Origin of the sequence: Streptomyces sp. NPDC086077 (genome assembly GCF_040686175.1) — a bacterium.
Classification (GTDB): domain Bacteria; phylum Actinomycetota; class Actinomycetes; order Streptomycetales; family Streptomycetaceae; genus Streptomyces.
Genome location: NZ_JBFBJT010000099.1, coordinates 1 through 26,684, shown reverse-complemented (window position 1 = coordinate 26,684; position 26,684 = coordinate 1). Strand labels below are relative to the sequence as shown.

23 protein-coding genes and 4 pseudogenes are annotated in these 26,684 nt (G+C 67.5%); 17 read left to right on the top strand and 10 right to left on the bottom strand.

Annotation, left to right across the window (positions count from 1 at the left end):
- Positions 1-71: 71 nt before the first annotated feature.
- From AB0O67_RS25500 to AB0O67_RS25490, 3 genes are all read right to left on the bottom strand, one after another.
- Complete coding sequence (locus tag AB0O67_RS25500) at positions 72-440, bottom strand: hypothetical protein (protein WP_365454253.1); 369 nt, start codon at positions 438-440, stop codon at positions 72-74.
- Positions 441-477: 37 nt separating this feature from the next.
- Positions 478-855 (bottom strand): hypothetical protein, encoded by a 378-nt coding sequence (locus tag AB0O67_RS25495; RefSeq protein ID WP_365454250.1) that lies wholly within the window; start codon positions 853-855, stop codon positions 478-480.
- A gap of 205 nt (positions 856-1,060) precedes the next feature.
- Complete coding sequence (locus tag AB0O67_RS25490) at positions 1,061-1,294, bottom strand: hypothetical protein (RefSeq protein WP_365454248.1); 234 nt, start codon at positions 1,292-1,294, stop codon at positions 1,061-1,063.
- Positions 1,295-1,540: 246 nt separating this feature from the next.
- Between AB0O67_RS25490 and AB0O67_RS25485 the strand changes: the two genes are divergently transcribed.
- Positions 1,541-1,729 carry a hypothetical protein gene (locus AB0O67_RS25485; protein WP_365454245.1) on the top strand — a complete coding sequence of 63 codons (189 nt, stop codon included), beginning with the start codon at positions 1,541-1,543 and terminating at the stop codon, positions 1,727-1,729.
- A pseudogene (locus AB0O67_RS25480) lies at positions 1,729-1,938 on the top strand (hypothetical protein); the annotation flags it as partial. The gene AB0O67_RS25485 and the pseudogene AB0O67_RS25480, both read left to right, overlap by 1 nt.
- A 520-nt stretch (positions 1,939-2,458) precedes the next feature.
- Here AB0O67_RS25480 and aceE read toward each other — a convergent pair.
- Both aceE and AB0O67_RS25470 read right to left on the bottom strand, forming a co-directional pair.
- The gene (gene aceE / locus AB0O67_RS25475) at positions 2,459-5,137 is read right to left on the bottom strand and encodes a pyruvate dehydrogenase (acetyl-transferring), homodimeric type (RefSeq protein WP_365454242.1); all 2,679 of its coding nucleotides are present in this window, start codon (positions 5,135-5,137) and stop codon (positions 2,459-2,461) included.
- 116 nt (positions 5,138-5,253) lie between these two features.
- Positions 5,254-5,739 carry an Rrf2 family transcriptional regulator gene (locus AB0O67_RS25470; protein WP_365454239.1) on the bottom strand — a complete coding sequence of 162 codons (486 nt, stop codon included), beginning with the start codon at positions 5,737-5,739 and terminating at the stop codon, positions 5,254-5,256.
- Between the two features lie 239 nt (positions 5,740-5,978).
- Here AB0O67_RS25470 and AB0O67_RS25465 point away from each other — a divergent pair, with 239 nt between their 5' ends.
- Together AB0O67_RS25465 and AB0O67_RS25460 are read left to right on the top strand one after the other, a co-directional pair.
- Positions 5,979-7,211: an FAD-dependent oxidoreductase gene (locus AB0O67_RS25465; protein WP_365454236.1), complete on the top strand. Its 1,233-nt coding sequence runs from the start codon at positions 5,979-5,981 to the stop codon at positions 7,209-7,211.
- A gap of 485 nt (positions 7,212-7,696) precedes the next feature.
- Complete coding sequence (locus tag AB0O67_RS25460) at positions 7,697-8,113, top strand: cupin domain-containing protein (protein ID WP_365454233.1); 417 nt, start codon at positions 7,697-7,699, stop codon at positions 8,111-8,113.
- A 487-nt stretch (positions 8,114-8,600) separates the two neighbouring features.
- Here AB0O67_RS25460 and AB0O67_RS25455 read toward each other — a convergent pair whose 3' ends face one another.
- Positions 8,601-9,224 carry a TetR/AcrR family transcriptional regulator gene (locus tag AB0O67_RS25455; RefSeq protein WP_365454230.1) on the bottom strand — a complete coding sequence of 208 codons (624 nt, stop codon included), beginning with the start codon at positions 9,222-9,224 and terminating at the stop codon, positions 8,601-8,603.
- Positions 9,225-9,296: 72 nt separating this feature from the next.
- Here AB0O67_RS25455 and AB0O67_RS25450 point away from each other — a divergent pair, with 72 nt between their 5' ends.
- The 9 genes and pseudogenes from AB0O67_RS25450 (at position 9,297) to AB0O67_RS25410 (ending at position 16,052) form a co-directional block, all read left to right on the top strand.
- Positions 9,297-9,998 carry a hemerythrin domain-containing protein gene (locus AB0O67_RS25450; protein WP_365454227.1) on the top strand — a complete coding sequence of 234 codons (702 nt, stop codon included), beginning with the start codon at positions 9,297-9,299 and terminating at the stop codon, positions 9,996-9,998.
- Between the two features lie 257 nt (positions 9,999-10,255).
- A complete protein-coding gene (locus AB0O67_RS25445) occupies positions 10,256-10,972 on the top strand; it encodes a hypothetical protein (protein ID WP_365454224.1) in 717 nt (238 codons plus the stop codon).
- Between the two features lie 418 nt (positions 10,973-11,390).
- Positions 11,391-11,597: a hypothetical protein gene (locus tag AB0O67_RS25440; protein WP_365454221.1), complete on the top strand. Its 207-nt coding sequence runs from the start codon at positions 11,391-11,393 to the stop codon at positions 11,595-11,597.
- A 29-nt stretch (positions 11,598-11,626) separates the two neighbouring features.
- On the top strand, positions 11,627-11,767 hold the full coding sequence (locus AB0O67_RS25435) for a CGNR zinc finger domain-containing protein (protein WP_365454256.1): 141 nt from the start codon (positions 11,627-11,629) through the stop codon (positions 11,765-11,767).
- Between the two features lie 262 nt (positions 11,768-12,029).
- A complete protein-coding gene (locus AB0O67_RS25430) occupies positions 12,030-12,503 on the top strand; it encodes a VOC family protein (RefSeq protein ID WP_365454218.1) in 474 nt (157 codons plus the stop codon).
- Between the two features lie 155 nt (positions 12,504-12,658).
- The gene (locus AB0O67_RS25425; RefSeq protein WP_365454215.1) at positions 12,659-13,783 is read left to right on the top strand and encodes an alpha/beta hydrolase; all 1,125 of its coding nucleotides are present in this window, start codon (positions 12,659-12,661) and stop codon (positions 13,781-13,783) included.
- Positions 13,784-13,873: 90 nt separating this feature from the next.
- Complete coding sequence (locus AB0O67_RS25420; RefSeq protein ID WP_365454212.1) at positions 13,874-14,260, top strand: hypothetical protein; 387 nt, start codon at positions 13,874-13,876, stop codon at positions 14,258-14,260.
- A gap of 61 nt (positions 14,261-14,321) precedes the next feature.
- A pseudogene (locus AB0O67_RS25415) lies at positions 14,322-14,663 on the top strand (MBL fold metallo-hydrolase); the annotation flags it as partial.
- 696 nt (positions 14,664-15,359) lie between these two features.
- A complete protein-coding gene (locus tag AB0O67_RS25410; protein ID WP_365454209.1) occupies positions 15,360-16,052 on the top strand; it encodes a hypothetical protein in 693 nt (230 codons plus the stop codon).
- Between the two features lie 468 nt (positions 16,053-16,520).
- On the opposite strand, the gene AB0O67_RS25405 is transcribed toward AB0O67_RS25410, so the two are convergent.
- From AB0O67_RS25405 to AB0O67_RS25395, 3 genes and pseudogenes are all read right to left on the bottom strand, one after another.
- Positions 16,521-18,878 carry a glycosyl hydrolase family 65 protein gene (locus AB0O67_RS25405; RefSeq protein ID WP_365454206.1) on the bottom strand — a complete coding sequence of 786 codons (2,358 nt, stop codon included), beginning with the start codon at positions 18,876-18,878 and terminating at the stop codon, positions 16,521-16,523.
- The gene (locus AB0O67_RS25400; protein WP_365454203.1) at positions 18,875-19,582 is read right to left on the bottom strand and encodes an HAD family hydrolase; all 708 of its coding nucleotides are present in this window, start codon (positions 19,580-19,582) and stop codon (positions 18,875-18,877) included. Before AB0O67_RS25400 ends, AB0O67_RS25405 begins: the two co-directional genes overlap by 4 nt.
- 327 nt (positions 19,583-19,909) lie before the next feature.
- Positions 19,910-20,122, bottom strand: a pseudogene (locus AB0O67_RS25395) (transposase); the annotation flags it as partial.
- A 31-nt stretch (positions 20,123-20,153) separates the two neighbouring features.
- Between AB0O67_RS25395 and AB0O67_RS25390 the strand changes: the two are divergent.
- The 3 genes from AB0O67_RS25390 (at position 20,154) to AB0O67_RS25380 (ending at position 22,270) form a co-directional block, all read left to right on the top strand.
- Complete coding sequence (locus tag AB0O67_RS25390; RefSeq protein ID WP_365454258.1) at positions 20,154-20,306, top strand: hypothetical protein; 153 nt, start codon at positions 20,154-20,156, stop codon at positions 20,304-20,306.
- 544 nt (positions 20,307-20,850) lie between these two features.
- The gene (locus AB0O67_RS25385; protein ID WP_365454200.1) at positions 20,851-21,903 is read left to right on the top strand and encodes a TerC family protein; all 1,053 of its coding nucleotides are present in this window, start codon (positions 20,851-20,853) and stop codon (positions 21,901-21,903) included.
- 112 nt (positions 21,904-22,015) lie between these two features.
- A complete protein-coding gene (locus AB0O67_RS25380; protein WP_365454197.1) occupies positions 22,016-22,270 on the top strand; it encodes a hypothetical protein in 255 nt (84 codons plus the stop codon).
- A gap of 172 nt (positions 22,271-22,442) precedes the next feature.
- On the opposite strand, the pseudogene AB0O67_RS25375 reads toward AB0O67_RS25380, so the two are convergent.
- A pseudogene (locus tag AB0O67_RS25375) lies at positions 22,443-23,401 on the bottom strand (sporulation protein).
- A 659-nt stretch (positions 23,402-24,060) separates the two neighbouring features.
- On the opposite strand from AB0O67_RS25375, the gene AB0O67_RS25370 reads away from it, so the two are divergent.
- Positions 24,061-26,505 carry a SpoIIE family protein phosphatase gene (locus AB0O67_RS25370; protein ID WP_365454194.1) on the top strand — a complete coding sequence of 815 codons (2,445 nt, stop codon included), beginning with the start codon at positions 24,061-24,063 and terminating at the stop codon, positions 26,503-26,505.
- The last annotated feature ends 179 nt before the right edge of the window (positions 26,506-26,684 follow it).

The following is a 26,684-nucleotide window of genomic DNA, read 5'->3' as shown; positions in this document are numbered from 1 at the left end:
ACGACCGCGCCCCCGGGCATCCGTACAGGACCGAGGCCTCGGGAGCGCGGGGGTCGGACGGGGTGAGTCGGTCAGCAGGACGGGATGCCGGGCGCTGGGTCGGCGCCCACGTTCACGTTGCCGCCCCATATCCACACGTTCATGAGCTCGTAGCCGCCGACGACGCCGCGGTACCAGACTCTGGTGGTGTATCCGCCCACGGTGACTTCGTCGCCACCGAGCCAACAGTCGATGCTGGCCCGGGTCACCTTCGTTGTGGTGCCATAGAGATCGGCTCGGGTGGAGGGGCCGCTGCGCAGGTTGCTGTTCGCCTGCACGGTCGTCGCGTAGCCGCTGGTGCTGGAGGGCGCGGCTTCGGCGGTCCCTGCGGTGCCGAGCAGGGAGACGGCCACGCCGAGCGCCAGCCCGGCAGCCGCGGACGACACACTTCGCCTGGTCATGAGGATGATCCTCGGTTCGGTCACGGAATCAACGGAATCAGCAGGGCGCGACGTCGGGGGACGGGTCGGCGCCGACGTTGACGTTGCCGCCCCACACCCACACGTCCCCGTAGAAGTGCGCGGGTGTCGCGTCGTCGTCGAAGACGTTGCCGTAGTACCAGACGTTGGTGCCGTAGTTGCCGACCTTCACGTACTGGCCGCGCGTATGGCACTCGATGTACGCCGTGCTCAGGAACTCGGTGGTGCCAACGAGCCGGCTGTTCGTGGTGGCGCCTGCTCGGATGTTGCTACCGGCCTGGACCGTGGTGTTCACGCCTTGTGCGGCGGCCTCCGCGCTGCCGGACGTGCCGAGCAGGGAAAGAGCCGCGCCGAGCGCCAGTCCCACTGACGCCAGCCTGGTGGATCGCTTCGCCATTGTTTTCGCCTCTGCCGTTTTGCCGGGATGCTTGCTGTTCAGCACTACGACGGCAGGGGCGGTGCGTCCGTATGACAGTGTCCCGGGCCACCTTCGTAGCGTCACAGGCTTCCGGGACCCCGACTTGATGGGTTCGTTGCCGGACGTCTTTGTTCCTGAGATCTCAGCGGAGGAGGGCGGTCCGTCTTCACCCTCGCACGCTGTCTCACGTCACCCGTGGGCCGTTCAGCCCCGCGGCAGGGCGCGACGGGTACCTGACCGCCGTAGGCCCCGCCGCGACGGGCTGCTGCAGCGTGAGGCAGGTGCGGCATAGAGCGTCCGGCACCTCGGCCGGAGGCAGTCCGCGCAGGTCAGCGATGAGTGCGTGGGCGATACGGGCATGCTCGACGTCCGTCTCCTGCTCTGCGTCTCCGTCGCCCAGCAACTCGTCCCCCGCCATGCCCATCACCTCCCGCGGCCAGTCCGCATCAACGGTTTCATCCGATCTTGGCAATGGCAAGCAATCGCGATCGTGACCGTGGTCGTGGTCGTGGTCGGGCGTGTCGCGCTGAGAGCACCGATGGCCTCATCGAATACGCCGGGCAGCGTGCAGACCGGGAAGCAAGCGATACGACGGCGGCATGCTTCGGGTTGATCCCCTGGGGAACTCGTCGATCCGGACGACCGGAAAGGCGAGGTGCCGCGCATGTCCAGTCCACAGCAGCCAGAACAGCGACGCAGCCAGAAGGGCGGCAGCACGCCCCAGCAGAGCGGCGAGATCAAGGCCCGGGAGGCCGACGCCAAGGGCCGTAGCGCTCACGGCACCGACAAGGGAGACAAGGGCGGCGGGGAAGGCGGCGGGGTGCCACCGGACCAGCAGACCGAGCACCCGTGATCCAGCGATCCAGCCCCGCGGAACCCTGTTCAGAGAGGGGGCAAGGCAGCACGCCAGCCGGATCAAGCCCCAAGCGTGAGCGCCAGTACGAACACGTCAAGAAGGGCGCCGAGGACCGTGGCGAGGGGCCGAGCTGGCCGCCCAAGGAGATCGCCGCACGGACGGTCAACAAGGAACGAGCCAGGTCAGGCGAGTCGAAGACCGCAAATCCTCAGTCGGCGTCACAACGCTAGGCGCCGGCGCGCAGGGGCCGACGAGAGGACGCCTGAGCAGGCGACCTTCGTGCAGCGCGGTATGAACCCGCGTCGCCTCGTGGGGGATGGCCGACCCTGCGCAATGCTGTCGTGCCGGGCGGCGCGCGGCGTGTTGCCTGCGCTGGGCAGAGCTGTGCTCAGAGCTTGGTTGTCGAGTCCGCCTGCCGTGCACTGCTGTAGGACACCTCAAGCGCCGCGAGGCTGCGATGGAGGGAGCAGTAGCCGGTCAGGGGCGCAAGCTACCGCCGTGCCCGCGCGTAGTGACGGTCTGACTGCCGTCGATTTGCCCATTTCGGTGATGTGGCACGCTTAAGAAATTTGGCAGCAAGGGAGGACCTGGGTGTGGTGTCCTGGGCAGCTCGACAGCCATCTTCATGCCGATGAGGCCCGTGGCGCCTCGTGCGGTGTCGCCGAGTTGCCGCCGGCCAGCGGGGTGACCATGCCATGCATTGCCACCCCGCCCCGAACCGCGGGTTCAGCGCCCGTACCGCGCTCGGGCCGCTCGTACTGTCTGTACGTCGATCGTGCCGCTGTGGGCGAGGGCGGAGAGAGCGGCGACCACGATCGAGTGGGGGTCGACCCCGAAGTGGCGCCGTACCGCTTCGCGGGTGCCGGACAGCCCGAACCCGTCGGTGCCGAGTGAGTGCCATTCCTGAGGGACCCACTGGCTGATCTGGTCAGGGACCGTTCGCATCCAGTCGCTGACCGCGAGCACGGGCCCAGGTGCGCCGGCGAGCGCACGCGTGACGTACGGAATCCGCTTGCCTCCTCGCCGCCACGCGGCGTCGCACTCCAACGCGTCGCGTCGCAACTCGCTCCACGAGGTGGCGGACCACACGTCGGCGGCAACGCCCCACTCCTCGGCAAGGATCCGCTGGGCTTCCAGTACCCAGTGGATAGCCGTGCCGGAGGCAAGGAGCTGGAGTCGCGGGAGGTCCGCGGCCGCATCATGGTTCTCGGCCTGCCGGAAGCGGTACAGCCCCTTGAGGATTCCGTCTTCCACACCCGGGTCGGTCGGCATCGGCGGCTGGATTCTGGGCTCGTTGTAGACGGTGAGGTAGTAGAAGACGTCCTCCGGGTGCGCCCCGTACATGCGTCGCAGCCCCTCACGAATGATGACGGCGATCTCGTACGCGAAGGCGGGGTCGTAGGCGACGGCTGCCGGGTTGGTGGAGGCGATCAGGTGGGAATGGCCGTCACCGTGCTGCAGGCCTTCGCCGGTCATGGTGGTGCGGCCGGCGGTTGCTCCGACCAGGAAGCCCCGGCCGAGCTGGTCGGCCAGTGCCCACATCTGGTCAGCGGTGCGCTGCCACCCGAACATGGCGTAGAAGATGTAGAAGGGGATCATGGGCTCGCCGTGTGTCGCGTAGGACGTGGCGGCAGCCGTGAAGGAGGCCATGGAGCCGGCCTCGGTGATGCCTTCGTTGAGGACCTGGCCGTCCCGGGCTTCCCGGTAGTAGAGCAGCTGGTCACGGTCCACGGGCTCGTAGTTCTGGCCGACAGGGGAGTAGATCCCGAAGGCGGGGAAGAAGGACTCCATGCCGAAGGTGCGGGCCTCGTCCGGCACGATCGGAACCCACCGTCTGCCGGTGTCGGTCTCGCGCATCAGGTCCTTGACCAGGCGGACGAGTGCCGTGGTCGTCGCGATCTCCTGGTTCCCCGATCCCTGGGCCGACGCCTGGAAGGATTTGTCCGGTGGGGTGGGCAGCGCCACAGGATGGAACTTGCGGGCCGGTGCGGGACCACCCAGTGCCGCCCGGCGGTCGTGGAGATAGCGAACTTCCGGGGAGTCGGGACCGGGGTGGGCGTAGGGCACAAGCTCGTCGTCCAGCCTGATGTCCGGGATCGGCAGGTCGAGTAGATCACGCAGCGCGCGGAACTCCCTGCCCGTCAGCTTCTTCATCTGGTGATTGGCGTTGCGCGACTCGAACCCGCTGCCGAGCGTGTGGCCCTTGACCGTCTGGACGAGTACGACAGTGGGCGCGCCCTGGTGGTCGACCGCCGCCCGGTACGCGGCGTAGACCTTGCGCGGTTCGTGCCCGGCTCGGGAGGTGTGGAAGCAGTCGCTGATCTGGGCGTCGGTCAGCACCTTCGCCATCTCGGCCAGGGCCGGGTCGGCACCGAAGAAGTGCTGACGGATGTATGCCGCGTCGCGTGTCGCGTAGGTCTGGAGCTGCCCGTCAGGCACCTCGCGTAGTCGGCGTACGAGCGCGCCGGTCGTGTCCAGAGTGAACAGATCGTCCCAGGCGCTGCCCCAGAGTGCCTTGACGACGTTCCAGCCCGCGGCGCGGAACTGGGCCTCGAGTTCCTGGACGATCTTGAAGTTGGCCCGTACGGGTCCGTCAAGTCGCTGCAGGTTGCAGTTGACGACGAACGTGAGGTTGTCCAGTCCTTCACGTCCCGCGAGGGCCAGGGCCGCGCTCGACTCGGGTTCGTCCATCTCGCCGTCCCCCAGGAACGCCCACACGCGGGAGAGGCCGGTGTCCTTGATGCCGCGGTGGTGCAGGTAGCGATTGAAGCGTGCCTGATGGATCGCTGACAGCGGGCCCAGGCCCATCGACACGGTCGGGAACTCCCACAGCCAGGGAAGCCGGCGCGGGTGCGGGTAGGAGGGCAGGCCTCCGCTCCCCGGTTCCTGCCGGAAGCGGTCCAAGTCGTCCTCGGTGAGTCGGCCGTCCAGGAACGCGCGGGCGTAGATGCCGGGGGAGGCATGCCCCTGGAGGAAGAGCTGGTCGCCCGAGCCGTCGGAGTCCTTGCCCCGGAAGAAGTGGTTGAAGCCGGTCTCGTAGAGCCAGGCGGCGGACGCGAAGGTGGCTATGTGCCCACCGAGGCCGAAGCGGCTGCCGCGGGTCACCATCGCGGCCGCGTTCCAGCGGTTCCACGCGGTGATGCGCCGCTCAAGCTCCTCGTCGCCCGGGAAGACCGGTTCCGCGGCCGTGGGGATGCTGTTGACGTAGTCGCTCTCCAGGAGCTTCGGCAGGATGAGGCCGGCTCGCTCGGCATGCTCGAGGGTGCGCCGCATGAGGTACGAGGCGCGCTGCGGCCCGGCTGCCGCGACGACGGCGTCCAGGGAGGCCGCCCACTCGGCAGTCTCCTCGGGATCCCGGTCGGGAACCTGATCGAGTTCGCTCGGACCACGGGTGTTCTCGATCATGGTGATCGCCTCTCTCCTGACTTCTGGTAGCAACGCCCCCCGGATTTTTTCTGGACAGATTTCATCCAGAATTAACCTTCGCAAAAGGCGCGCGGCAGGGCCGCGCGCGAAATGGATCAGTCGTCCCCGATGGCTTGCCGCACCCGCTTCGCCATGGCCGGGATGTACGCGTCCGTCGTGGCTTGGATGTCAGCAAGGCTCTGCTCGGCCAGCGCCTTCCGCCAAGCCGTCTCGGCCCTCCCCATGGCGGTCCTGACCGCACACGGCCGGGCGAAGGTGGCGTCCGGGCATCGCTCGCCGATGGACCCGCAGCGACGGATCTCGGTGCAGCGGAAGAGGGGCTCGTCACCCTCGACGGCGACGACCACGTCCAGCAGTGAGACCGCGTCCAACGGTCTGGCCAGCCGGAAGCCGCCCCGCGCACCGGGCACGGACTCCAGCAGGCCGGCCTTGACGAGCAGTTGCAGTTGCTTGTTCAGGTAGGACGGCGACAGGTCGTGCCCGGCGGCCAGCTGCGCAGTCGGCACCGGCTCGCCGTCACCTAGCCATGCCAGGTTGAGCAGCGTGTGCAGTGCCCATTCCACACCCTTGCCGGTTCGCATACCTGGATGTTACACATCCAGGTTCCTCCACGCAAAATGCCCTCCGGGAGTCGACGCCGTGCGGGGTTGACGCCCGGAAACTAGATGTCTAATATCCAGATACTCGAGTGGATGGTACCGGCTTGACGATCTCTGTTGATGCCGGAAGTGATCGCCCGCTCGCCAGATGTGCGCCACGGCCGGCCCCCGGGCGCTCGAGCAATTCGATCCTTTGTGTCGCGCCCTTGGCGTGTGCTTGTGTGGAGAGATTCTGGATGAAAAATATCCTGGTTATCGGTGGTGGGTTCGCCGGCGTGTGGTCGGCCGCTGCCGCTGTGCGCGCGGCGCGTGCCCACGGCGTACCGCAGTCGGAGTTGCAGGTGACGGTGGTCAGCAGTGGCGACGACCTGGTGATCCGTCCGCGGCTCTACGAGTCCGACCCGGAGGAGAAGCGCGTGGCGCTGGACCGGGTCCTGGGGCCGATCGGCGTACGGCGGATCGCGGCGACGGTCATCGGCATCGACACCACCACCCGGACGGTGAACGCGGTCGACCGCAGCGGCCGTGACACCGTGCTGAGCTATGACCGACTGGTGCTGGCCTCCGGCAGCCAGGTGGTGCGCCCGACGATTCCCGGCGCACAGTGGATCTTCGACGTGGACACCCTCGATGCCGCCACGTCACTGGACCACCATCTGCGCCGTCTACCGCAGCGCGCGTCGACCCCGGGATCCTTCACCGCGGTCGTCATCGGAGCCGGCTTCACCGGCCTGGAGGTGGCCACGGAACTGACCGGCCGGCTGCGGGACCTGGCGGGCGAAGCCGCAGATGTCCGCGTCGTTCTGGTGGAACGCGCCGACGCCGTGGGGCCCGAGTTGGGCGAGGGCCCGCGCCCGCACATCAGCTCGGCGCTGCACGACCTGGGAGTCGAGGTGCGTCTGGGCAAGACGGTCGACCGGGTCACCGAGAACGAGGTCGAGCTCTCCGACGGCGAACTCATTCCTGCCTCCACCGTCATTTGGACGGCAGGCATGGCCGCCAGTCCCCTCACCCAGGACATCCCCGCAGAGCGCGATCGGCACGGCCGACTGCGAGTGGACGAGTTCCTGCGCGTACGAGGAGTGCCCGGGGTGTTCGCGGCAGGTGACACCGCAGCGGCTGCCGCCGAGGAGGGGCAGACGGTCATGCAGAGCTGTCAGCATGCCATTCCTCTGGGCAAGTTCGCGGGCCACAACGTGGCCGCAGATGCTATCGGGCTGGAACTGGCGCGATTCGCTCCCAATCCGTACGTCACGTGTCTGGACCTAGGACCAGCCGGCGCGGTGGTCACCACGGGTTGGGACCGGGTCGTGGAAAAGACCGGCGACCAGGGGAAGGCCCTCAAGCGGCAGATCAATGCCGAATGGATCTATCCTCCCGTCGACGACGCCGACGCCATCCTCGAACTCGCCGACCATGAGGACACCTGGTCGATGGAGGAAGTCACGGCCTGAGACGGGACGCCCTCTCGTGCCTCATGGGCCCTACTCAGGTACGGCCCATGAGGCACTTCGGGCGCGCAGGGACAGCCCGACGTGGGCATACCGCCGTGCGGGGACGCGGGTCCAGTCGTACGGTTTTGGTATGTGCGCTGTCCAGGCCGACGGCGACGTGGCCGCACAGCTCCCTCCCCTACAGACGCACGCCGAGACGAGGGAACCCTCTCTCTCCCCGCTGTCGGTGGTGAGGGCGTGCGTCCGTGCTGGCAAGCTCATCACTGACGCAGCGTCACTGGTGTCCGGCCTGAGCGGGGCGCTCTTGTGTCTCGCTTCTCGTCATCCCCCTCGAAGTGCCTGCTCGCGTTCGGCACGCGGACCTGCCGCAACGACCACGAGCGGGCTGGCCGAAGCTGCGCGCCTATTCGTTGGGGGTAGGAAGACCGAACGGGAGAACAATGATGAACGGAGTACGTGTCTCTTGTGGCTGTCTGGCCGCCGGTATGGCGGTCGTGGCGCTGTCGTGCGCCCCCGCGACAGATAGCGCGAGCGGCAAGGCGCCGGTCGCAGCGGTGACTTCGGAACGCCCGTCCGAGACGCTGACGCCCATACTCGAGCAGGCAATTCCTAATATCCAGGGGAAAACGTTCACGTCGGCGATCGTGAACTTCCCGCCCCACGCGCGCGCGGTGCCGCACCGCCACGGTGAGGCGTTCGTCTACGCCTACGTACTCGACGGCACGATGCGCAGCCAACTCGACGGCGAGCCGGCCCGTACGTATCACCAGGGCGAACACTGGGTTGAAGAACCGGGGGCCCATCACGTGCTGACGGAGAACACCAGCAAGACGGAACCCGCGAAGCTCCTGGTCGTCTTCATCTCGAACACAGGCGACGAACTCAAGGTCCCAGAGGCCTGACACCAAGCCCTGCCGCATTGCGTCAGTCCTCGGCGCTCGGCAGATGTCGGGTGCGTGGCGGGGGTGTTCCGGGCCGGCTCCCTCGCGCTTCTCCACTTCGCCAGGAGCACGGCCGGTTGGGCGACTCCGCCCCTATTCGGAAACGATCAGTAGGTGCAGAGCAGCCCTCACCACCGGTGTGTGGTGTTCTCGGTCCCGCTGCCCGTCGGGTTCGCGAGCGGATCCCGCGGCTGCTGGCGAGGCATGGCGCCGTCCGTGCCGAGCCCACCTTCGAATGCCCTGGGGCAGGGCGCGGTACGCCTGGCCGTGTCGCGTCGACCTGGAGGGGCGTGGGGCTATCGTGCGCCTTGCGAAGGCGATGTCCATTTCGGAACTGAAAAATGATCACCGAATCGATGAGATCGCCGTTGAGGTGCAGTATCGCCGACCTGGTCTGACGCTGGCCCATGGGAAGGGTCATCGGATTGGTGCACGCCACACCGCGAACCTAGCTGTCCTTCAGCAGTGCCTGGCGGGCGGACCGGGTAGCCCAGGTTTGGGCGCGGTCGAACGACCAGCCGCGGTCGCCGACGAGCGTCATCCAGGCTTGCGGGCCGAGGTAGAACCAGAGCAGGTCGATGGCCTCCGCGCGAGGGACGTCGGCACGAAGTGCGCCGAGCGCCAAGAGGCGGTCGGTCGCACGGGTCAGGGCCTGAAGGTAAACGTCGGCTCCCCTGTCCAGAACCTCCTTGACGGCGGATTCCCCCGGCGGCTTCCGGTAGAGCAGCCCGTACAAGAGGTCCCAGTGGCGTTCATGGATAAGGCGGGTGCCCTCGGCGATCAGGTCAATCACGGTGTGGGGGTCGTCGTTGGCCTCGAGGGCGACGACGGCGTCGGCGATGCTCGGGCCGACGAGTATCGGTTCCAGCAGGGCCGTCAGGATGCTCGGCTTGTTCCCCACGCTGCTGTACACCGTCGGGACGGCGACTGTGGCCGCCTCGGCGATCTCCCCGATGGTGACCCCGGTGTACCCGCGGGCCAGGAAGAGCTTTTGCGCGTTGCGGAGGATGGTCTCCCGGGTGGCGGCCGCCGAGTTCGTGCGGCGGGGGGAGTCGTACTTGCGAGTAGTCACCGGCACACAATACCCCCGTGAGGCAAGTCACTATATTGACTATATGAGCATCGAATGAATATGGTTCTCTCCATGCCCAGAGATGCCCTCGAGCACGTCCCGGCGGTCGTAGAGACTCGGCTTGCTCACGAGGTCCACCGTGTCGCCACCACCCTTCTAGCCGAGGCCGCCCTGCGTCCCTCAGTACCGCTGAGCTCGCTGGGGCAACTGCGCGACTTCCTCGTCGCGAACCTGCGCCATCACCACGAGACCGAGGACAACGACCTGTGGCCGCGGATCGTCGCGACGGCACCGGACACGGCTCACGCACTCGGCACGCTGAGCGAGGAGCACGAACGCCTGGAGGAGGCGCTCGATCAGCTGGCCGCAGTGGACCTGAACGACAACGATGTCCCTGCCGAGACAGGCCCGGCCGAGCGCATAAGCCCCGGTGGCGGCGTCGCGACGGACCAGGCCCGCGACGTACTGCGAAAAGCGGCCGTCGAAGTACGCGACACGGTGCACGACCACCTCGCCCATGAAGAACCCCTCCTGTTTCCGGCGCTTCGCGACCACATCAGCCCCGCCGAATGGCAGGACTTCGCGCAGCGGGTGATCGCGACCACGCCGCCCGTGGAAGGGCACCTGATGGTCGGCTTCCTCGATGAAGTGGGGACACCCGCGGAAGTGGAACTGGTGCTCGCCGGCCTGCCGGAGCCGGTGCGTCCGCTGCTCCCCGTCATGCGTCTGCAGGCGACGGCAGACCTGCGAATCTTGCGCAGCGCAAGCGACTGACGTCCGCACGCCGAGACCCAGCGCAGAATTCGGCGGTCCGCGGATGCGGCCGCCACACCACCCCGGCCGATGACTGGCGTACCTCACCGGCGCCTTGCTGCCCCCTGAGCAACGGGCTTCACCGACGGACTCGGTGCCCGATGCGGGACCGCGCCCTGCGCCGAGGCGGCAGGACGCCAACACGGCCTCCCGCCAGCTCCCAGCAGGCCAAAGCCGAACCACCCATGTACCTGGAGAGGACCTCAATGATGGCGACCGTGCTTGACCAGTATTTCGAGACCTTGGACTGGGCCGACCACGGCCCCTCTGCCCTTGAGGGCCTTCGGGACATCTTCGCCGAGGACGTGCTGCTGATGCACGCCGGGGAAATGGTCCAGGGGCGGGAGCACGCCATCAACTTCCACCGCGACCAGACGGCCCGGTGGAAGGAATCCAACCATCATTGGACGACCTCCATACAGGCCGACGGTTCCATCACCGGCAAATGGAGCCAGGCCGGCCTGGACCTGCAGGGCAACGGATGTTCCGGCAGCGGCCATGTCACCGCGACCCTGAACTCCGATGGGCGCATCTCTCAACTCCACCTGACGTTGACCGGCGGATCGGACCGCGCCCGGCTGCTCATCGCCAAGCACCTCGAGGTCTGGATGACCCCGGATGCGACCGCACGCGCCAAGGCGATGGAAGACATCTATACCGAAGACATCACGATCATGGAGCCCGAGGACGTCTTCGTAGGCCGAGAAACGATCAGCGACTACATCGACGTCGTACAACGCAAGGCTCCGCCCCTGAGCGCCCTGCTCGTCAGCCACTCTCAGAACAAGGAATACATCCACTGGAGCTGGAACTTCGGCTTCCCCGGCAACAAGACGGCACTGGGATCTGAGGTCCTCCACCTCAAGGGCGATCTGATCGAAAAGATCGTCATCTTCAGTGATGACACCGACATTTTCACCGAGGGCACGCGGTAGATACCGCAGTAAACGGTGTTGAGTCGGGCTGCCCGACTCAACACCGACCCGGACCAGTGAGGCCCTGGCCTCGATACCTCGCGACGGCCCATCGTTTCTCCGGTGGGTCGTTTCGGTGTTCGGGCCCACTGAGCAGCAGGTAAGTGGCCGACGGTGGCCGTTGTGCCCGTCTCCCGTCTGATGTGAACGGTTCAGGGCGTGCGGCGGCTGTCTGTGCGGAACGTCTGGTGCTGCGAGGTCCTGGCAGTCGTGGCGGCGAGTAAGACGAGGAGGCCATGATCGTGCGGGCCAGGGAGGTGGACCAGCGCGGACTCGCGGCGCCCCGTGGAGCCTTGAGCGACGCCAGACGCGCGGATGCGGATGCTCGGCAGGCCTCGTTGCTTTTCGTTAGAGCAGTCGGATCGAGGGCGCGACAGCTGTGGCCGGCATCGAGTCGGAAAAGAACACCACGCCCGACGGGCTCGCCGAGGCGGAGGATTTTCTGCGCCACGCGGCGTCCCGGCATCCGCTGGTGACGGTCGTCACCGCCTCGGGTGCGAACCTGGCGCCTGCACAGACCGATGTCCCCGCCACTTTTCGGCACCGTCCTGGCGAACGCCATCGACTTGCCCAGACAGGCGTCTGAGACCGGGTGCGTGCTTGCCGCCACACGCCGTGCCGTCACGGTTCTTCGATCGGACGCGCAACAAGAATTCCGCCTACTGCGGCCCGCGATGCGGCTCCCGCGAGTCGGTGCCCCTCTATCGGCAGCGGAAAAAGGCGCTTGCCGCTCAGCGCGGCCCGGTCTCGAAGTGATCCCTCGGAGGCAATCGCCACCCAGAATCAAACAGGCGTGCGGTTACGAGCGTGAAGGGGGGTGAGATGTGACGTTCCCCTCCGCGGTACCACTTGGACGTTAGGGTCTAGATGGTTACGGTCGTAACCAGCTCGATGAGTCACGACACGCCGCCCGGACGGTGGCGGTTCTCGCCTCAAGCGCCACCACAGTCATCAGCCGACAGGCGTCGCGCGATGCGCCCAGAGCCTTCGGCCACGGAACAAGAAGGAAAGCCCTCAGATGTACATGAAGCTGGAACTCACCGTGCTGCCCGTCTCCGACGTCGACAGGGCCAAGGCCTTCTACGAGGCTCTGGGCTTCCGTCTGGACATCGACAAGCCGGTCAGTGAGCAGTGGCGCGCGGTGCACCTGACCCCGCCGGGCTCCGAGTGCTCGATCATGTTCGGCACGGGGCTGACATCCGCCGAGCCGGGCTCGGCCCAGGGTCTGTACCTCGCCGTACTCGACATCGAGGAGGCCCGTGCGGAGCTCATCGGCCGTGGTATCGAGGTGAGCGAGATCTTCCACGACAACGGCGGCATCATCTACCACGGCCACGACGGCGGCGACATCACCCACCGCCTCCCGGGCCAGGAGCGGAAGCCCGGTCTGCACCCTGAGCGCGCTTCCTACGGTTCGTTCGCCTCCTTCAGCGACCCCGACGGCAACGGCTGGGTGCTTCAGGAAATTCAGCAGCGCTTCCCGGGCCGCTGACAGCAGTGGCCCAGCGTGCGACTGGCCCGCTCGACGGCGGGCCCGGCCACCTCTCGGGCTCGTCAGGCGCTCTCTCGGCTCGCCAGCCGCAGCCAGCCACGTACTGCTGGCGTCTCGGCACCCCTGTAACAAGCAACGAAAGAAGCTCCATGAACATGTTCCCTGCAAAGCCTGAGCCCCAGGACGGCTCCGGCCGTGAGCCGGTGTCGCACCGAGCCCGGCGCGGGCTGTCGCGACGCCTCTTCGTCGGTGGCGCGGCAGCTTCCGCCGCCGCGGGCATCTCGGTGGCCGCCGGACTGGCACCGTCGGCCACGGCCACCACCGCAGACGCTCCGTCAGTCCGCAGGCCGGAGGGCTTCGGTTCGGTCGCCACGGCACCGCGGTTGTCGGCAGAGTTCAAGAGGATGTTCTCCAGCCGGTTCATCAATGCTGGCGGGCTGCGTCAGCACGTGGTCATCGGAGGTGACGGACCGCCGCTGCTGCTGGTGCACGGCTGGCCGGAGAACTGGTACGCGTGGCGCATGGTGATGCCCGCACTGGCCCGGGAGTTCACGGTCATCGCGGTCGACCAGCGCGGTATGGGGCTCACCGAGAAGCCCAAGAGTGGGTACGACACGGCCACCCTCGCCAACGACCTGGTCGCGTTGATGGACACGCTTGGCCACGACCGCTTCGCCGTGGCAGGCCACGACACCGGAATGATCATCGGCTACGCGCTCGCCGCGGACCATCCGGATCGGGTCGAGTACCTGGCCGTCGCCGACGTCCCCGGGCCCCCGAGCACGGAGGCCTCGCCGATGCTGTTCGAGAAGGAGCCGCTCAACAACAGGCTTTGGCACATCCCCTTCAACCGCGTCAACCACGAACTGATCGAGAAGCTAGTGAGGGGCCGCGAGGAGGCATTCTTCACCTACGAATTCGACATCCAGGGCGGGGAGCGGCTGCCCGAGTACGCGCGGGAGTACTACATCCGGCTCTTCTCGGACCCCGAGTCGCTGCGCGGAAGCTTCGGCTTCTACCGCGCCTGGGACGCCACGGTCGTGCAGAACGACGATCGCGCGAAGAAGAAGCTGGCGATGCCCGTTCTCGCGATCGGCGGAGAGAAGAGCTGGGGCCCCTATGTCGAGGGTGGCATGAAGCCCCTCGCCGAGAACGTGCGTGGCCTGGTCATCCCGGGCGCCGGCCACTGGGTCGCGGAGCAGGCACCCCAGCGGGTGCTGACCGCGCTGACCGAATTCCTCGCTCCGTACCGCTCCAAGGCGTCCCGTACGGCGCGCTAGCGAAAAGCGCCCGGCCGTGGGGGCCTTCCCCTGACCCGCAGCCCACGTCCGGGTACGTCCTGTCCGCCACTCCACCGGCGGACAGGACCCGTGACCGCTTTCACCCGCATTCCTGTGGGGCGCCGAGACGTGTACGCGGTGGCGCCAAGCACTCCGCCGCCCGCCCTCTCGCGGCAGGACCTCACCACACCGGCCGTGCTGGCCGTTGTCGTGGTCGGGCCCGACAAGCTCACCAAGCTGCTGGGGCAGGCCGCCTTCGCCGGCCGGGACCCCAGGCATCCGCCGGGGCTGTGGAGCTGGGCCGCCAAAGTCGCTGACGGCGGGGACGCCGGTGTCCAGCTCTCCCTGCACGGCGGGCGCGGCTCGCGGAGTCCCGGCCGGCGCAAGCCCTCGAACCGGACGACGCCCGGCGACTTGCACAAACGCCCACTCAGACTTCGAAGGAACTGGGACGCCACGGTGTGGCGGGAGGCTTGAGGCCCGATAGAACGTCATATCGCCCGGAAATCACATGGGCTCTACGCCGCTGCCAGGAGCCTGGCCAGACATTCACGTGTCGCCGGCCCAGGGGTGGAGGCCCATCTTGACTGCAGGGAGGCGGTCCGGGTGGGGTGCTGTTACCGATCCACTGGAGGACCCAACCTGTCGCAACACGCGTGGGCGGAACCGGGGGAGTGGAGAAGGACGCGGCCGAGGAGGCTGGCAAGGCGGTGGCGTTCCCGCGGCCGGGTGAGCCGTTCGAGCCGGCGGGGAGGCTGCCGGCGGAGGCGTGTGGCGGGCGGTGTCCGGTCCAATCGCCCGTCCTTGGCGCCGTCCCCGACGCGCCGAGGGTGCGGCCGAGACGAGCAGGGGTGATCTCGACCTCGCGGGTGAGCGGTGACGTCGGTCTGGGACGAGCTTGGCGAGATGGTCCGGATACTGAAGCGTCTTCCGGCTGGTGAGCTGGATCGTTTGCTGCCGGATGTGGACGGGGCGCCCCGGGTAGAGCGTGAAGTCGCTGCGCAGCGATTCAGGCCCTTGCCGTCCCCGAAGGGCCCTTCGCGGGCTATCGTCCACACACGCACCGTGCAGCGCTGAGCTTGCACGTGAGGGTCGGCCGGGCGGGGCTCGGCTGCACTGCTCGGCCAGTGTCTGTGGCAGCGTCGAGGGTGCGGCGCATGTCTGCCTCATCAACTGGGCTCACAGTAAGTACCACCTCCGGCTTGTGCCGACCCCGCCATGGCTCGTCCACCAGACTTGCCATTCGCCGGTCGGCGAACCACGAGCGCCACTTGCACACCGTCTCCGTGGATACCCCGAAGTCCGCTGCCAGACAGGTTTGACGCGCCCGGCGCGCAGGCCAGAATGATCCGGGCCCCCGCCGCCACACGAGCGGACGCCGCACCACCCGCCCAAGCCGCCAGCTCCGCCCTCCCCTCGGCAGACAGCGCCACTTCCACAGCACGAGGACCCCGAGACGCGTGTCGGGCGTGTCTCGACCGAGGACCTCCTGTGTGGGGAGCCCTTCGTCGAACTCGCTACTGACACCAACGGCGGGCCTTTCGATCTCGCCGGCGATTGGGGTCACACTCGGGGAATGAGAGAATTGAAGGGCGTTGATGCGGGGACGCCGCATGCGCGTTTTCTGGCGGCCGAGCACTGGAGTCTGCTGGCGACGCGGAGTATGACCTGGCAGGAGATCTTCAGCCGGACCGGGACGTATCTGACGGTGCTGTCGGCTGCGGTGGTGGCGCTGTCGCTGGTTGCCAATGTGACGGGGTTCGGGTCCGAGTTCACGACGTTCGCGTTGCTGGTCCTGCCGGTCGTCCTGCTCGTCGGGTTCGGGACGTACTTCCGGCTGATCGAAGCCGATATCGAGGACACCTGGCTGATCATCGGCATGAACCGGCTGCGGCACGCGTACGTCGAGCTCGCTCCGGAGCTGGAGCCGTACTTCATCGCGGGCCACCACGACGACCCGCCAGGGATCTGGACGACCTACAGCTTCCGCCGCCGGCTCGGGGTGACGCACTGGCTGTCCGGCTCGCCTCTTGTCGTCGGAGTCATCAACTCTTTTGTCACCGCCGTGCTGGCCGCGGTGGTCTGCGTGGCCGCTGGCACCGGGGGCACCCTGCGCACGCTGGTTGCCACCGCCACGGCCATCGTGACCGCAACCGTCCTCGGGTTCCTCGGCCTGCGCAAGGTGCACGAGGTCTCCCGCAGCTACCAGCCGCGCTTCCCGAGCGACGAAACACGACGGCCGGCGGGTGAAGGCGGCCAGAAACCCTGATAGTCGGCCGCATGGTCGATTTCTCTGATCGAAGCGGCGGCGCGGTCGGTGATTGTTGCCTGCACCGCCTCCCGCCACGCTAGGTGCTGCACGTCGTGCTCGGTGCCGTCGAGGCCGACGAGCTTCGCGCGCTTGTCCTGCCTGCTGGCCGCCCAGCCCACGCAAAACGATGAATCGCGCCGTCGTGGCTGCCCTCGAACGGCGGACGGCCCTGCGCTACACAATGCCGGGCATGACCGCGAGCGACCCCCGCAGCTACATCAAGCACTGCCTCGGTCTCGCTGGCCGCAGCGACAGCTCTTCACCCACGACGCCGTCACCCTCACGAGGTGCCGCGACGGGTAACTGCTCCGAGCGTTCCTGCAGTTGCGCCAAGCCAGCGGCCCTGGGGAGCCGCCGCGCGGGGTCGGGATCAGACCGGGCGGCGGTACGCGTCGTCGCGCCGGGCACCGGCCGGGGCTGACGCCGTCACTCGCGTCGGGGGCTGCCCCGACCGGGCTGGCAGTGTGGCGGCCGGTCCGGCGACGGGTGGGCGGGTGTGTCGGGTATGGGGCACCGCGTGGGCGAGCCCGCTACGAGCATGACCACTTGGCCGTAGTGGCAGACCGCCATCGGCTCCCCTGCGAGCAGAACGTAACTGGCGTCTTCGTCTGTGATCTCCACTCCGAGGCGGCGGCCCCAGATGTTCATGTGGAATGCCAGACGGCTGAGTTTTTCAGGCAGCCTGGGTACGAACGTAAGGGTGTCCTCGTTGTGCCGCATGCCTCCGAAACCGCCGACCAGAGCAATCCATGTGCCCGCCAGCGAGGCGATGTGCAGCCCGTCCCGGGTGTTCATGTGGAGATCGTTGAGATCTATGAACGCCGCTTCGACGGCGTATTCGTAGGCCATACGTTCGTTGCCCACCTCCGCTGCGACGACGGCCTGGCAGCAGGCGGACAGGGAGGAGTCGCGCACGGTGAAGGACTCGTAGTACTCGAAGTTGCGCGATTTTTGCTCCATGTCGAAACAGTCACCACAGGTGTACATGGCCAGCACCAGGTCCGCCTGCTTGACCACCTGCTTCCGGTAGATGTTGAAGTAGGGGAAGTTGAGCATCAGGGGGTATTGGTCGGGGCGTGTGGCGGCGAAGTCCCATGGCTGGCGGTCGGTGAATCCGGCGTGCTGTTCGTGCACCCCCAGGTCCTCGTTGTAGGGGATGTGCATCGACTCGGCGGCGTGACGCCATGACGCGGCCTCCTGGTCGTCCGCGCCCAGGGCCGCCGCTTCGTCGGGGTAGCGGTCGACGGCGTGGGCGGCCCCGCGAAGGTTTCTCGCCGCCATGAGGTTGGTGTAGACGTTGTCATTGACGATCGCGCTGTACTCATCCGGTCCGGTAACGCCGTCGATATGAAATGCGCCGCGGTGGTCTTGATGACCCAGCGACATCCAGAGCCGGGCGGTCTCCACGAGGAGTTCGACACCGCTGTCGCGGGCGAAATCCTCGTCGCCGGTCGCGGAGACATAGCGTATGACGGAGTCGGCGATGTCGGCGTTGATGTGGAAGGCGGCGGTGCCGGCCGGCCAATAGGCGCTGCATTCCGCGCCGTCGATGGTTCTCCAGGGAAACGAGGCCCCGCGCAACCCGAGTTGGCGTGCGCGGTCGCGTGCTGCGGGCAGCGTGCTCTGCCGCCAGCGCAGCGCTTCAGCGACGGCGCCGGGCGAGGTGTACGTGAGCAGCGGCAGCACGAAGGTCTCGGTGTCCCAGAAGGTGTGACCGTCGTATCCTGAGCCGGTGAGCCCTTTGCCGGGGATGGCGCGCCGTTCGGCACGCGCACCGGCCTGCAGCACGTGGAACAAGGCGAAGCGGATGGCCTGCTGCAGTTCGTCGTCGCCGTCGACCTCGACATCGGATCGTGCCCAGAACTCCTGCAGGTAGGTCCGCTGTTCCTCTACGAGGCCCTCCCAGCGTGTGCTGCTCGCCGCCGCGAGAGCCGCTTCCACCTGGTCCCGCACTGCCGGAAGCGACCGCATGTGTGACCAGCCGTAGGCGACCATCTTCTCTATCCGCAGTCTTTCGCCGGCAGCCAGCTGCGACGTGACGGTCAGGCGTGCGACGTCCGCGGTGCTCTCGCTGCTGGTTCGTGTCCCGGCCGGCCCGTCGACGGTGTGGTCGGCCGCGGTCGCGATCCGGAGTTTGCTCCGGCGAGTGGAGTGGACCAGCAGCAGTCGGTTTCCCGACGTGCGGTTCTCCTCTGACTCGAGAGGTGACTTCAGGACCGCGGCTGTGCGGGGATCGCCCGAGACCGTCGGAAGCTGTTCGTTGGCGATGAGTTCCGACTGGACGACGATGCGCACGGGGGCGTCCACGGCCTCCACCTCGTAGGCGATGGCTGCGATCGCACGATGAGTAAAGGAGACCAGGCGAGTGGAGTGCAGGCGCACGGTGGAGCCGGCGGGCGAAGTCCATTCGCAGTGGCGGTGCAGCAGACCGGCACGCAGGTCCAGGATGCGCTCGTGGCTGTGGAGCTTGCCGTAGCGCAGGTCGAAGGGCTCGTCGCCGACCAGCAGCCGGAGCACCTTGCCGTTCGTGACGTTGATCGCCGTCTGACCGGATTCCGGGTAGCCGTATCCTCCTTCCGCGTAGGGCAGCGCGTGCGCCTCGTAGAACCCGTTGAGGTACGAGCCGGGTATCCCGTGCGGCTCGCCCTCGTCGAGGTTGCCCCGCCAGCCGAGGTGACCGTTGGACAGCGCGAACACCGATTCGCTCTGCGGCAGCATTTCCAGTTCGAGCGGTGTCTCCTTCAGACTCCAGCGGTCCACGGAGAAGCAGGGCTCTGTGATCATTCCCAACCCACCAGTTCTGAGATGTCCCGCACGACGACATCGGCGCCGTGGGCGCGCAAGGCGTCCCCCTGACCCACCCGGTCAACACCGATGGTGAAGCCGAAGCGGCCCGCTCGGGCGGCGTCGATCCCCGCGAGTGCGTCTTCAAATACGGCCGAGGCCGAGGCCGTGGAGCCCAGGGTGTGGTTTCCGAGCAGTCCCCGTTCCGCGGTGACGAGTCCGTCGACGCGGACGTCGAACAGGTCCTCCGCCCCTATCGACCGCAGGACCTCGCGGCAGTTGGCGCTGGAGGACACCACAGCGGTCCTGAGCCCGAGCCGCCTCACCTCGTCGATGTAGCGCAGGGTGGTGGGATACGGCTCTACGCCCTCGCTGTGGATCTTCTCCAGCAGCAGCTCGTTCTTGCGCCGTCCCAGGCCGTGGATCGTGTCCTGCTGTGCGCTGTCGCCAGGGAGGCCCTCCGGGAGCACGATACTGCGGGAGGCAAGGAAGCTCCGCACGCCCTCGGCACGCGGTCTGCCGTCCACGTACGCGTTGTGCTCATGGGCATCGAACGGCCGGAAGCCGGCTCCATGCCGTCGGCGCAGAAAGGTGTCGAATGTCTCCCGCCAGGCGGCTTCATGCACCGCGGCGGTCTTGGTGATCACACCGTCCAGGTCGAAAAGGCACGTGGCGATCGTTTCCGGCAAACCGAGATGCGTCATGGCGCGGCCCTCCCTCGAAGCAGGGACCACCATTCGGCGGGCAGGGACGAAATGGGCCGACTGCCTCTCGTCCGAGCGCCTATCCCACGATCCTCCCGACTGCGATCCGCCGCAACGGAAGAGGACGGAACGACAGCGCAGGACGACGGCTTCACCGGGCTGCGGGAGAGGTGTCCCAGCGCACCAACATCAACTCACCCAGGTCGCCGAAGGTGTCCTCGAACCCGGCCGCGGCGCAGCCTTCCCGATGCACTGCAAGCCCTGCGCAGCCGACCAAGGTGGAAGTCGGCAGCACTGACAACATGCAGCTCTACGTCTGCCCGACCTCCAGAAGAGGGTGATCTTCGGGTGCATGAGGCGTCGGCGGAAGAGGGCTTCCTTCGCAGTTTGGGAGTCATGGGGGTCGGCCGGGGCGACCATGACGATGAGCGGCAAGCTGCGGGTGTCGACTACGAGATGTCGTTCGCGGCGGTTGATCTTTTTGCCTGGGTCGTAACCGCGGGAGCCCTTCCCGATGGTCGATGCCCCTTTTGACCGACTGTGAGCCGCCTCCGGCGACGGAGCCCGCGACATGACCAGGGTGAAGCGGAGGTTGCCGCGTCGTACGGCGAAGCTGCCGGCGCGGCTGGAGCGGGCGAAGGCGACCAGCATCCTCCGCAGGGAGACCAGCAGGGAGAGGTTTCCGGTGGTGCCAACACAGCTCTCCGGGGTCGCGCGGGACTGAAAGAAATGTCGCAGTGGAGGAGATCGTCGGGTTCGGGGCCCGGCCCACTCTGCGGCCGACGGCCGACGGCCGGCGCCCGGCCGCGGACCGGTCGCGGTGACGGGAGGATGAGCTTGATGGCGGGCAAGAGGAAGGCAAACGAAGCGGGATCGACCAAGAACCTGCGCGCGGATGTGCCGCGCGGGTCTTCACCGCTGATCCAGCGGCTGTCCTCTTGCTCGAGACGTCCTGCCGGTGCGAGCCGGAGCCCGGTCCAGTCTCGCGTCGTCACGCCGCGGACGAACGCGAAGGGACGCGGCTGGGTCAGCCTCGTATGCCGCTGGCGGCCCGAGAGACCGGTCGCCATCAGGTTCCCTGGGATACGCGGTGAACCGCGCGTCGTAACGGTCGTCAGGCTCGGAGCTCCCTTGGGCCAGATGGCGAGATCACTCCCTCGGGGCCACGAACACATGGGTGGTGCCGGTCTGCGAGCAAGACAAGCACCGCCGGATGTCTCAGACTCGAAGAAGGGGGTGTCCGGGCGATCGCGTGAGGGGTCGGACCTGTGCATGATGTGCCGCTGTGGCTGTGGTTGGTGTTCGCCGTCACCGTGCTGGTGTCGTTGGCGGTCGATCTCCTGGCGCACCGGCAGGCGCATGTCATCGGATTCCGTGAGGCCGCTGCCTGGAGCGGTGTCTGGGTGGGGCTGGCGGTGGTTTTCGGTGTTGTCGTGTTCCTGGTGGTCGGCACGACCGCCGGAGTCGAATACACCACCGCGTGGCTGCTGGAGAAGAGCCTGTCGGTCGACAACCTCTTCGTCTTCGCGTTGATCTTCGGCTACTTCAAGGTGCCGCGCGCCTATCAGCACCGGGTGCTGTTTCTCGGCGTTCTCGGGGCCCTGGTCTTCCGTGGCATCTTCCTCGCCGCCGGCGTGGCGGTGGTCAGCCGCTTCACTGCTGTCCTGTTCGTCTTCGCCGCCATCCTCTTCTACAGCACCTACAAGATCCTCAAGGAGGAGGACGACAGCTTCGACCCCGCCAAGAGCATCGCCGTCAAGCTGCTCCGCAAGGTGGTCCCGGTGCGGGACGAGTACGCGGGAACCCGCTTCTTCGTCAAGGAAGCCGGTAAACGCGTCGCCACCCCGCTGCTTGCCGTGGTCGCCGCGATCGAGGCCGCCGACCTCGTCTTCGCGGTCGACAGCGTGCCCGCCGTCCTGGCCGTCAGCAGCGACGCCTTCATCGTCTACACCAGCAACGCCTTCGCCATCCTGGGCCTGCGGGCCCTTTACTTCATGCTGGCGGGCCTGCTCGACCGGTTCCATTACCTCAGCAAGGGACTGGCGATCATCCTTGCCTTCATCGGCGTCAAACTCATCCTCCAGGCGTCCCACGAAACGATCAGCACCGCAATTCCCGAGATTCCCTCACCCCTCAGCCTCGCCGTCATCGCGACCGTGCTGACCGTCTCCATCGCGCTCAGTCTGCTGCGCCCCCCGCCCGGCCCCCACGTCGACCGATCCGAAACGGACGCCGTCAGCGCCGCAGAGATCACAGACGGTGACCCTCCCGACGACGGGCCGGAACCGCCGGCCGACCCGGAGCGTCACCGTTCCACGTGAAGGCGCATGAGCATTGGGCCGAGGGCGGCAGTCCCCAGGGTCCTTACGCACGCCGGAGGCAGGCGGTCAAGGGACCCCCAAATGCGCGCAAAGTGGTAGTAAACTCCTTGTTATGAACGGTGAGCGGAAGCCCAAGCAGACCCAGCCGTCCCAGCAGGCTCGGCCGTCCAGGCACTCCTGCCATTCCTGCAAGCAGCCGGTGGACACCGTGGTGGAACGGCACAAGAACATGGGCGTCTACGTCCCCACCTGGACCGCGGGGCCCTGCCACAATCCACGCTGCGAGCACTACGTACCGGAGCAGGTGCCCATCACCTCCGTACGCAGTGCCACCTGGAAAAGCCTGACCGGCTGGGGACGCCATTGACATGGTGTCCTGCACCCCGGTTCCGGCGAGGGCGGGAGCGGTGGCTGTCAATGTTCTACGTCTGAGCAGTCGTGGGCGGCGAAGAATCCGAGCTGCTGCGCCACGCAGCAGTTCCTTCGTGCGGTGCCGGGCCGGGGCCGCCCGGCCCGGGCCTACGTGATCGAGCAGTGGGTCAGGCTTCGTCGCCCTGGTCGTCGCCTTCGAAGAGGTCGCCGACCTCGTCGACGACCTCGGCGGCGGCGAGTCCGGCCGCACCGGCCGCGATGACGGTGCCCAAGCCGGGCCCGGAGCGGTGAGCGCCGTGGTGGTGGCCGTGGGAGTAGTGGGCGCCGTGTTCGTCTGCTTGCCCGTAGGAAGTGTGGGTGCCGGTGACCATCTGGCGGATCCAGGCGTCGACGACGGCGTTCCAGTCGCGCTGGGCGGCGCCGTCATGGCTGACGACGTGCCGGTTGACGACGTCGTGTCCGGAGGAGAGGAACCCGCCGGGCTTGTCGGCCTCCAGGACGACTTCCAAGCCGCCGGCGCTGGCCAGGAAGGTGACCTCCAGCTCTCGCAGGGCGTGCGCGTAGTGCGGAGCGGGTGCGAGTTCGATTTCCTGGTAGAACGGCAGCTCTCGCCGGTGCCGCGGATGTGCCCGTTTTCCAGGTCGGCGGACTTGAAGCCGAAGCCGAGCCGGCCGAGGGCTTCGAGAACCGCCTCCTGCACGGGCAGCGGGGCAACGGCGAGCGGGTCGAGGTCTCCGTTGTCCTTCGCGCCGGCCACCGCCAGCTCGTGCGCACGCCGAGCACGATGCCCAGTGACTGCCCGTACAGCTCCGTGATCGGCGTCTCCCATGGCAGGGCCACCGTGAACGGCGCGCTGCGCTGCTCGCCTTCGGCGAGGTGGAAGCCACCGGCTACGGTGAACCGGCCGAAAACCGCCACGCCTTCCGCTTCACCACCGTCGTGCTCTGCCTCCATTCGGGCCACCAGCTTCAGGGTGATCAACTTCGATGTCGAAGTCGGCGCTGCCGCCCTTCAGGTGCACCTGTCCTGTCAGGCTGCCGCCGGGCAGGACGGCGCCCGGGTCGAGGACCGTGTCCACAGTGGGGCCGCCAACGCCGAGCGAGCCGAGCAACTTCTTGAACACCATCGCGGCGTTCACTCCTTCATGTGCGAGTTCTGCGGGTGGCGTGGCGGTGGTGCGGCCCGAGAAACAGTGGCCGCACCACCACGCTGTCAGGGGGACTACTTCGCCGTGTCCAGGCGGTCAGCGCCTGGGCGCAGCGGACGTACTTCAGGTCGGCGAGATCGGCGACAGTGGTGACGCCGTACGCCTCGAAAGTCTCGGTCAGCGGCTTGTCCGCCCACTACTTGTCCAGCACCGAGGGCGTACGAGCAGGCGGAGTCACCAGGCAACCTCGCGGGTCTCTACACGACTGTAGAAGAATATGTCAGGAGGTGACCAGCGGGAAGGAGATCCACTCGGTGAGGGCACCCCCGACCAGGGGACCCAGCGCGTGTGGCCGCCGAGGTTGGCGGCGGTGGAGATCAGTCCGGGGACGGGCGAGGCGGCCTTGTCCGGGTGGTCGTTCTGTGGTGCTGGCTCGGGCTTGTCGGGTGCGCAGTGGTGCGCAGGTGGGCCATGGCCGGGCAGTGCGCAGTCGTCGCGGTTTCTGCCGATATGGCTGTCACAAAGTGCGCACTCGTTTTGTCATGCATTCAAAGTGCCGCCACGTAAGGATCAGCAGCTTGATGACCGCTCATAGTGCGTATTTTGTTACATCGCGTGACCAGGTCAGCTCATCCGAGGTGTCCGAGTCGGCGATCGCGTTGTTCGATGAGCAGGGGGCGGTGGTGGCGTGGACGCAGGCCGCTGAGCGGCTTGTCGGATATTCCGCTTCCGATATGGCGGGATGCTCCGCAGCGGTGGTGCTGCCGTCCTTCGGGGAAGCGCCGACGGTGTCGGCGTTTGTCGAGCAGTGCCGTGTCCGGAATGGGTGGCCGGGCGTGTCGGTGGTGCGTCATCGAGACGGTCGCCTGCTCGACACCATTCTGCGGATGTCGAAGGTACGGGGGTATGACGGGACAACGCAGTGGCTCGCGTCCGTGACCGACATCGGCACGCTGTCCAGGGAAGCGGTGAACGGACCCGTCAGGGGAGCCCTTCTCACCCGCGCGCCCATCGGTGTCTCCGTGCGTGACAGGCAACTGCGGTGTACCGGCGTGAGCGACGCGATGGAAACCCACGACGGCATCCCGCCTGACCGCCGACTCGGACGCCCGCTCACCGATGTGATGCATGGCGTCAAGGCAGAAGGGCTCGAGGAGGTGATGCGGCAGGTACTGAAGAGCGGCACGACCAAGGTCCACGAGTACCGGACATGGCTTCCGGCGGCTCTTGGCCCCGAGCACCCCTTCGCGGTGTCGTTCGCCTGTCTCCAGGGCGTCGACGGCCAACCGTCGGGCGTCTGCATCACCAGTGTCGATGTCACCGCCAGCCAGCAGGCGCGTGAACGCCTCGCCATCCTCAACCAGGCCGGCACACGCCTGGGCACCAGCCTGGACGTGATGCAGACCAGTCAGGCACTGGCCGACCTCGCCGTGCCACTGCTCGCCGACTTCGCAGCTGTGGACCTTGAGCAGTGGGTCCCGTTCGGTGAGGGGCCCGCGGTCAGCATCGACGCTTCGGGCGAGCGCTACCCCGTTCTCCGGCGTGCCGGTCTGGCCTCCGTGCACCCCGGCGTACCGGAGTCCCCGTGGACGCGCGGTGAGCCGATCACCCTGCCCCACGGCTCTCCCCTCACCGATGTCTTTAACACCGGCAGCCCTCATCTCGAACCCATCCTCGACACTGCTCCAGGCACATGGATCAACCAGGATCACCCGCGGGCGCACAAGATCCATGAGTACGGCATGCACTCCCTGATGGTCGTACCTATCCGCACGCGGCGCGCCCTGCTGGGCATAGCGGTGTTCATCCGCACAAAGGACCCGGTTCCCTTCCAGGACGCCGATCTGCTCCTGGCCGAGGAGCTCGTCAGCCGCGCCGCGGTGTCGCTGGACAACGCGCTCCGCTACGCCCGTCAGCACACCACGGCACTGGCACTGCAGCGCAATCTGCTGCCGCACCGCCTCAGAGGCGGTGCGGCGGTCGAGACCGCCTCACGCTACCTGCCCGCCGACATCGACCACGGCGTGGGCGGCGACTGGTTCGACGTCATCCCGCTGTCCGGTGCCCGCGTCGCCCTCGTCGTCGGCGACGTGGTCGGTCACGGCATCAACGCCGCCGTGACCATGGGCAGGCTGCGCACCGCGGTACGCACGCTCGCCGACATGGACCTGCCCCCCGACGAACTGCTCACCCACCTCGACGACACGGTCCAGCGACTCGTGGAGGAGGACGCCGAACCCCCGGACCAGGCCTCCGCAGTCGTGGGCGCCACCTGTCTGTATGCCGTCTACGACCCTGTCACCGGCCGGTGCACCATGGCATCCGCCGGCCACCCGCCGCCCGCCATCGTCGACCGGCACGGCGGCGTCACCTTCCCCGACCTTCCCACCGGAATCCCACTCGGCGTCGGACTGGGCATCCCCATCGAGGCCGTGGAGCTCGAACTGCCCGAGGGAACCCTCCTCGCCCTCTACACCGACGGCATGATCGAGACCCGCGGCCAGGACATCGAAGACGGCATGCGCCGACTGGGCGCCGCTCTCACGCGGCCGAACCAGTCGCTGGAAGAGCTCTGCACCCGCGCGATGGAGCCCTTCGTGGGTCAGGCGGCGTGTGACGACGTCACCCTGCTCCTCGTCCGCACCCGCGCACTCGCCCCGAGCCAGGTCGCCTCCTGGACGCTGCCCAGCGACAACACCGCGGCCGGCCGCGCCCGGAACCTCGCAGCCACTCAACTGGCCGAGTGGGGCCTGGAAGGACTCGAGAACGCCACGAGACTGATCGTCAGTGAACTGGTCACCAACGCCGCCCGCCACGGAACCGGCCCAGTCCAGCTGCGCCTGATCAAGCACGACTTCCTGACCTGCGAAGTCTCCGACAGCGATGTCGGCTTCCCGCGTCAGCGCAGGGCGCATACCCTCGACGAGCACGGCCGGGGCCTCTCGCTCGTATCCCGGAGGTCCCGCAGATGGGGCTACCGCCCGATACCCGGCGGTAAAGTCGTCTGGGCCGAACAAACCTTGCCTCCGCGTGAATCGCCTCCTGCACGCGAGGGGCAACCCGCAGCCAGAAGGGCCGCGTAGGGGCTCTCCGGTGGGCCAGGCGGTGTCCCTTTGTCTGCCTTCTAGGCTGGCGCCAGGGGCAACGGGCCAAATCTCCCCTACGAGCTAGATGAATGAGTCCGATGTCTTCAGTGGTCGTACGCGATCAGCGAGCGCTTGACCGTTGCTCCGGTGTTCCAGTTGTGCCAGATCGCGGTGGC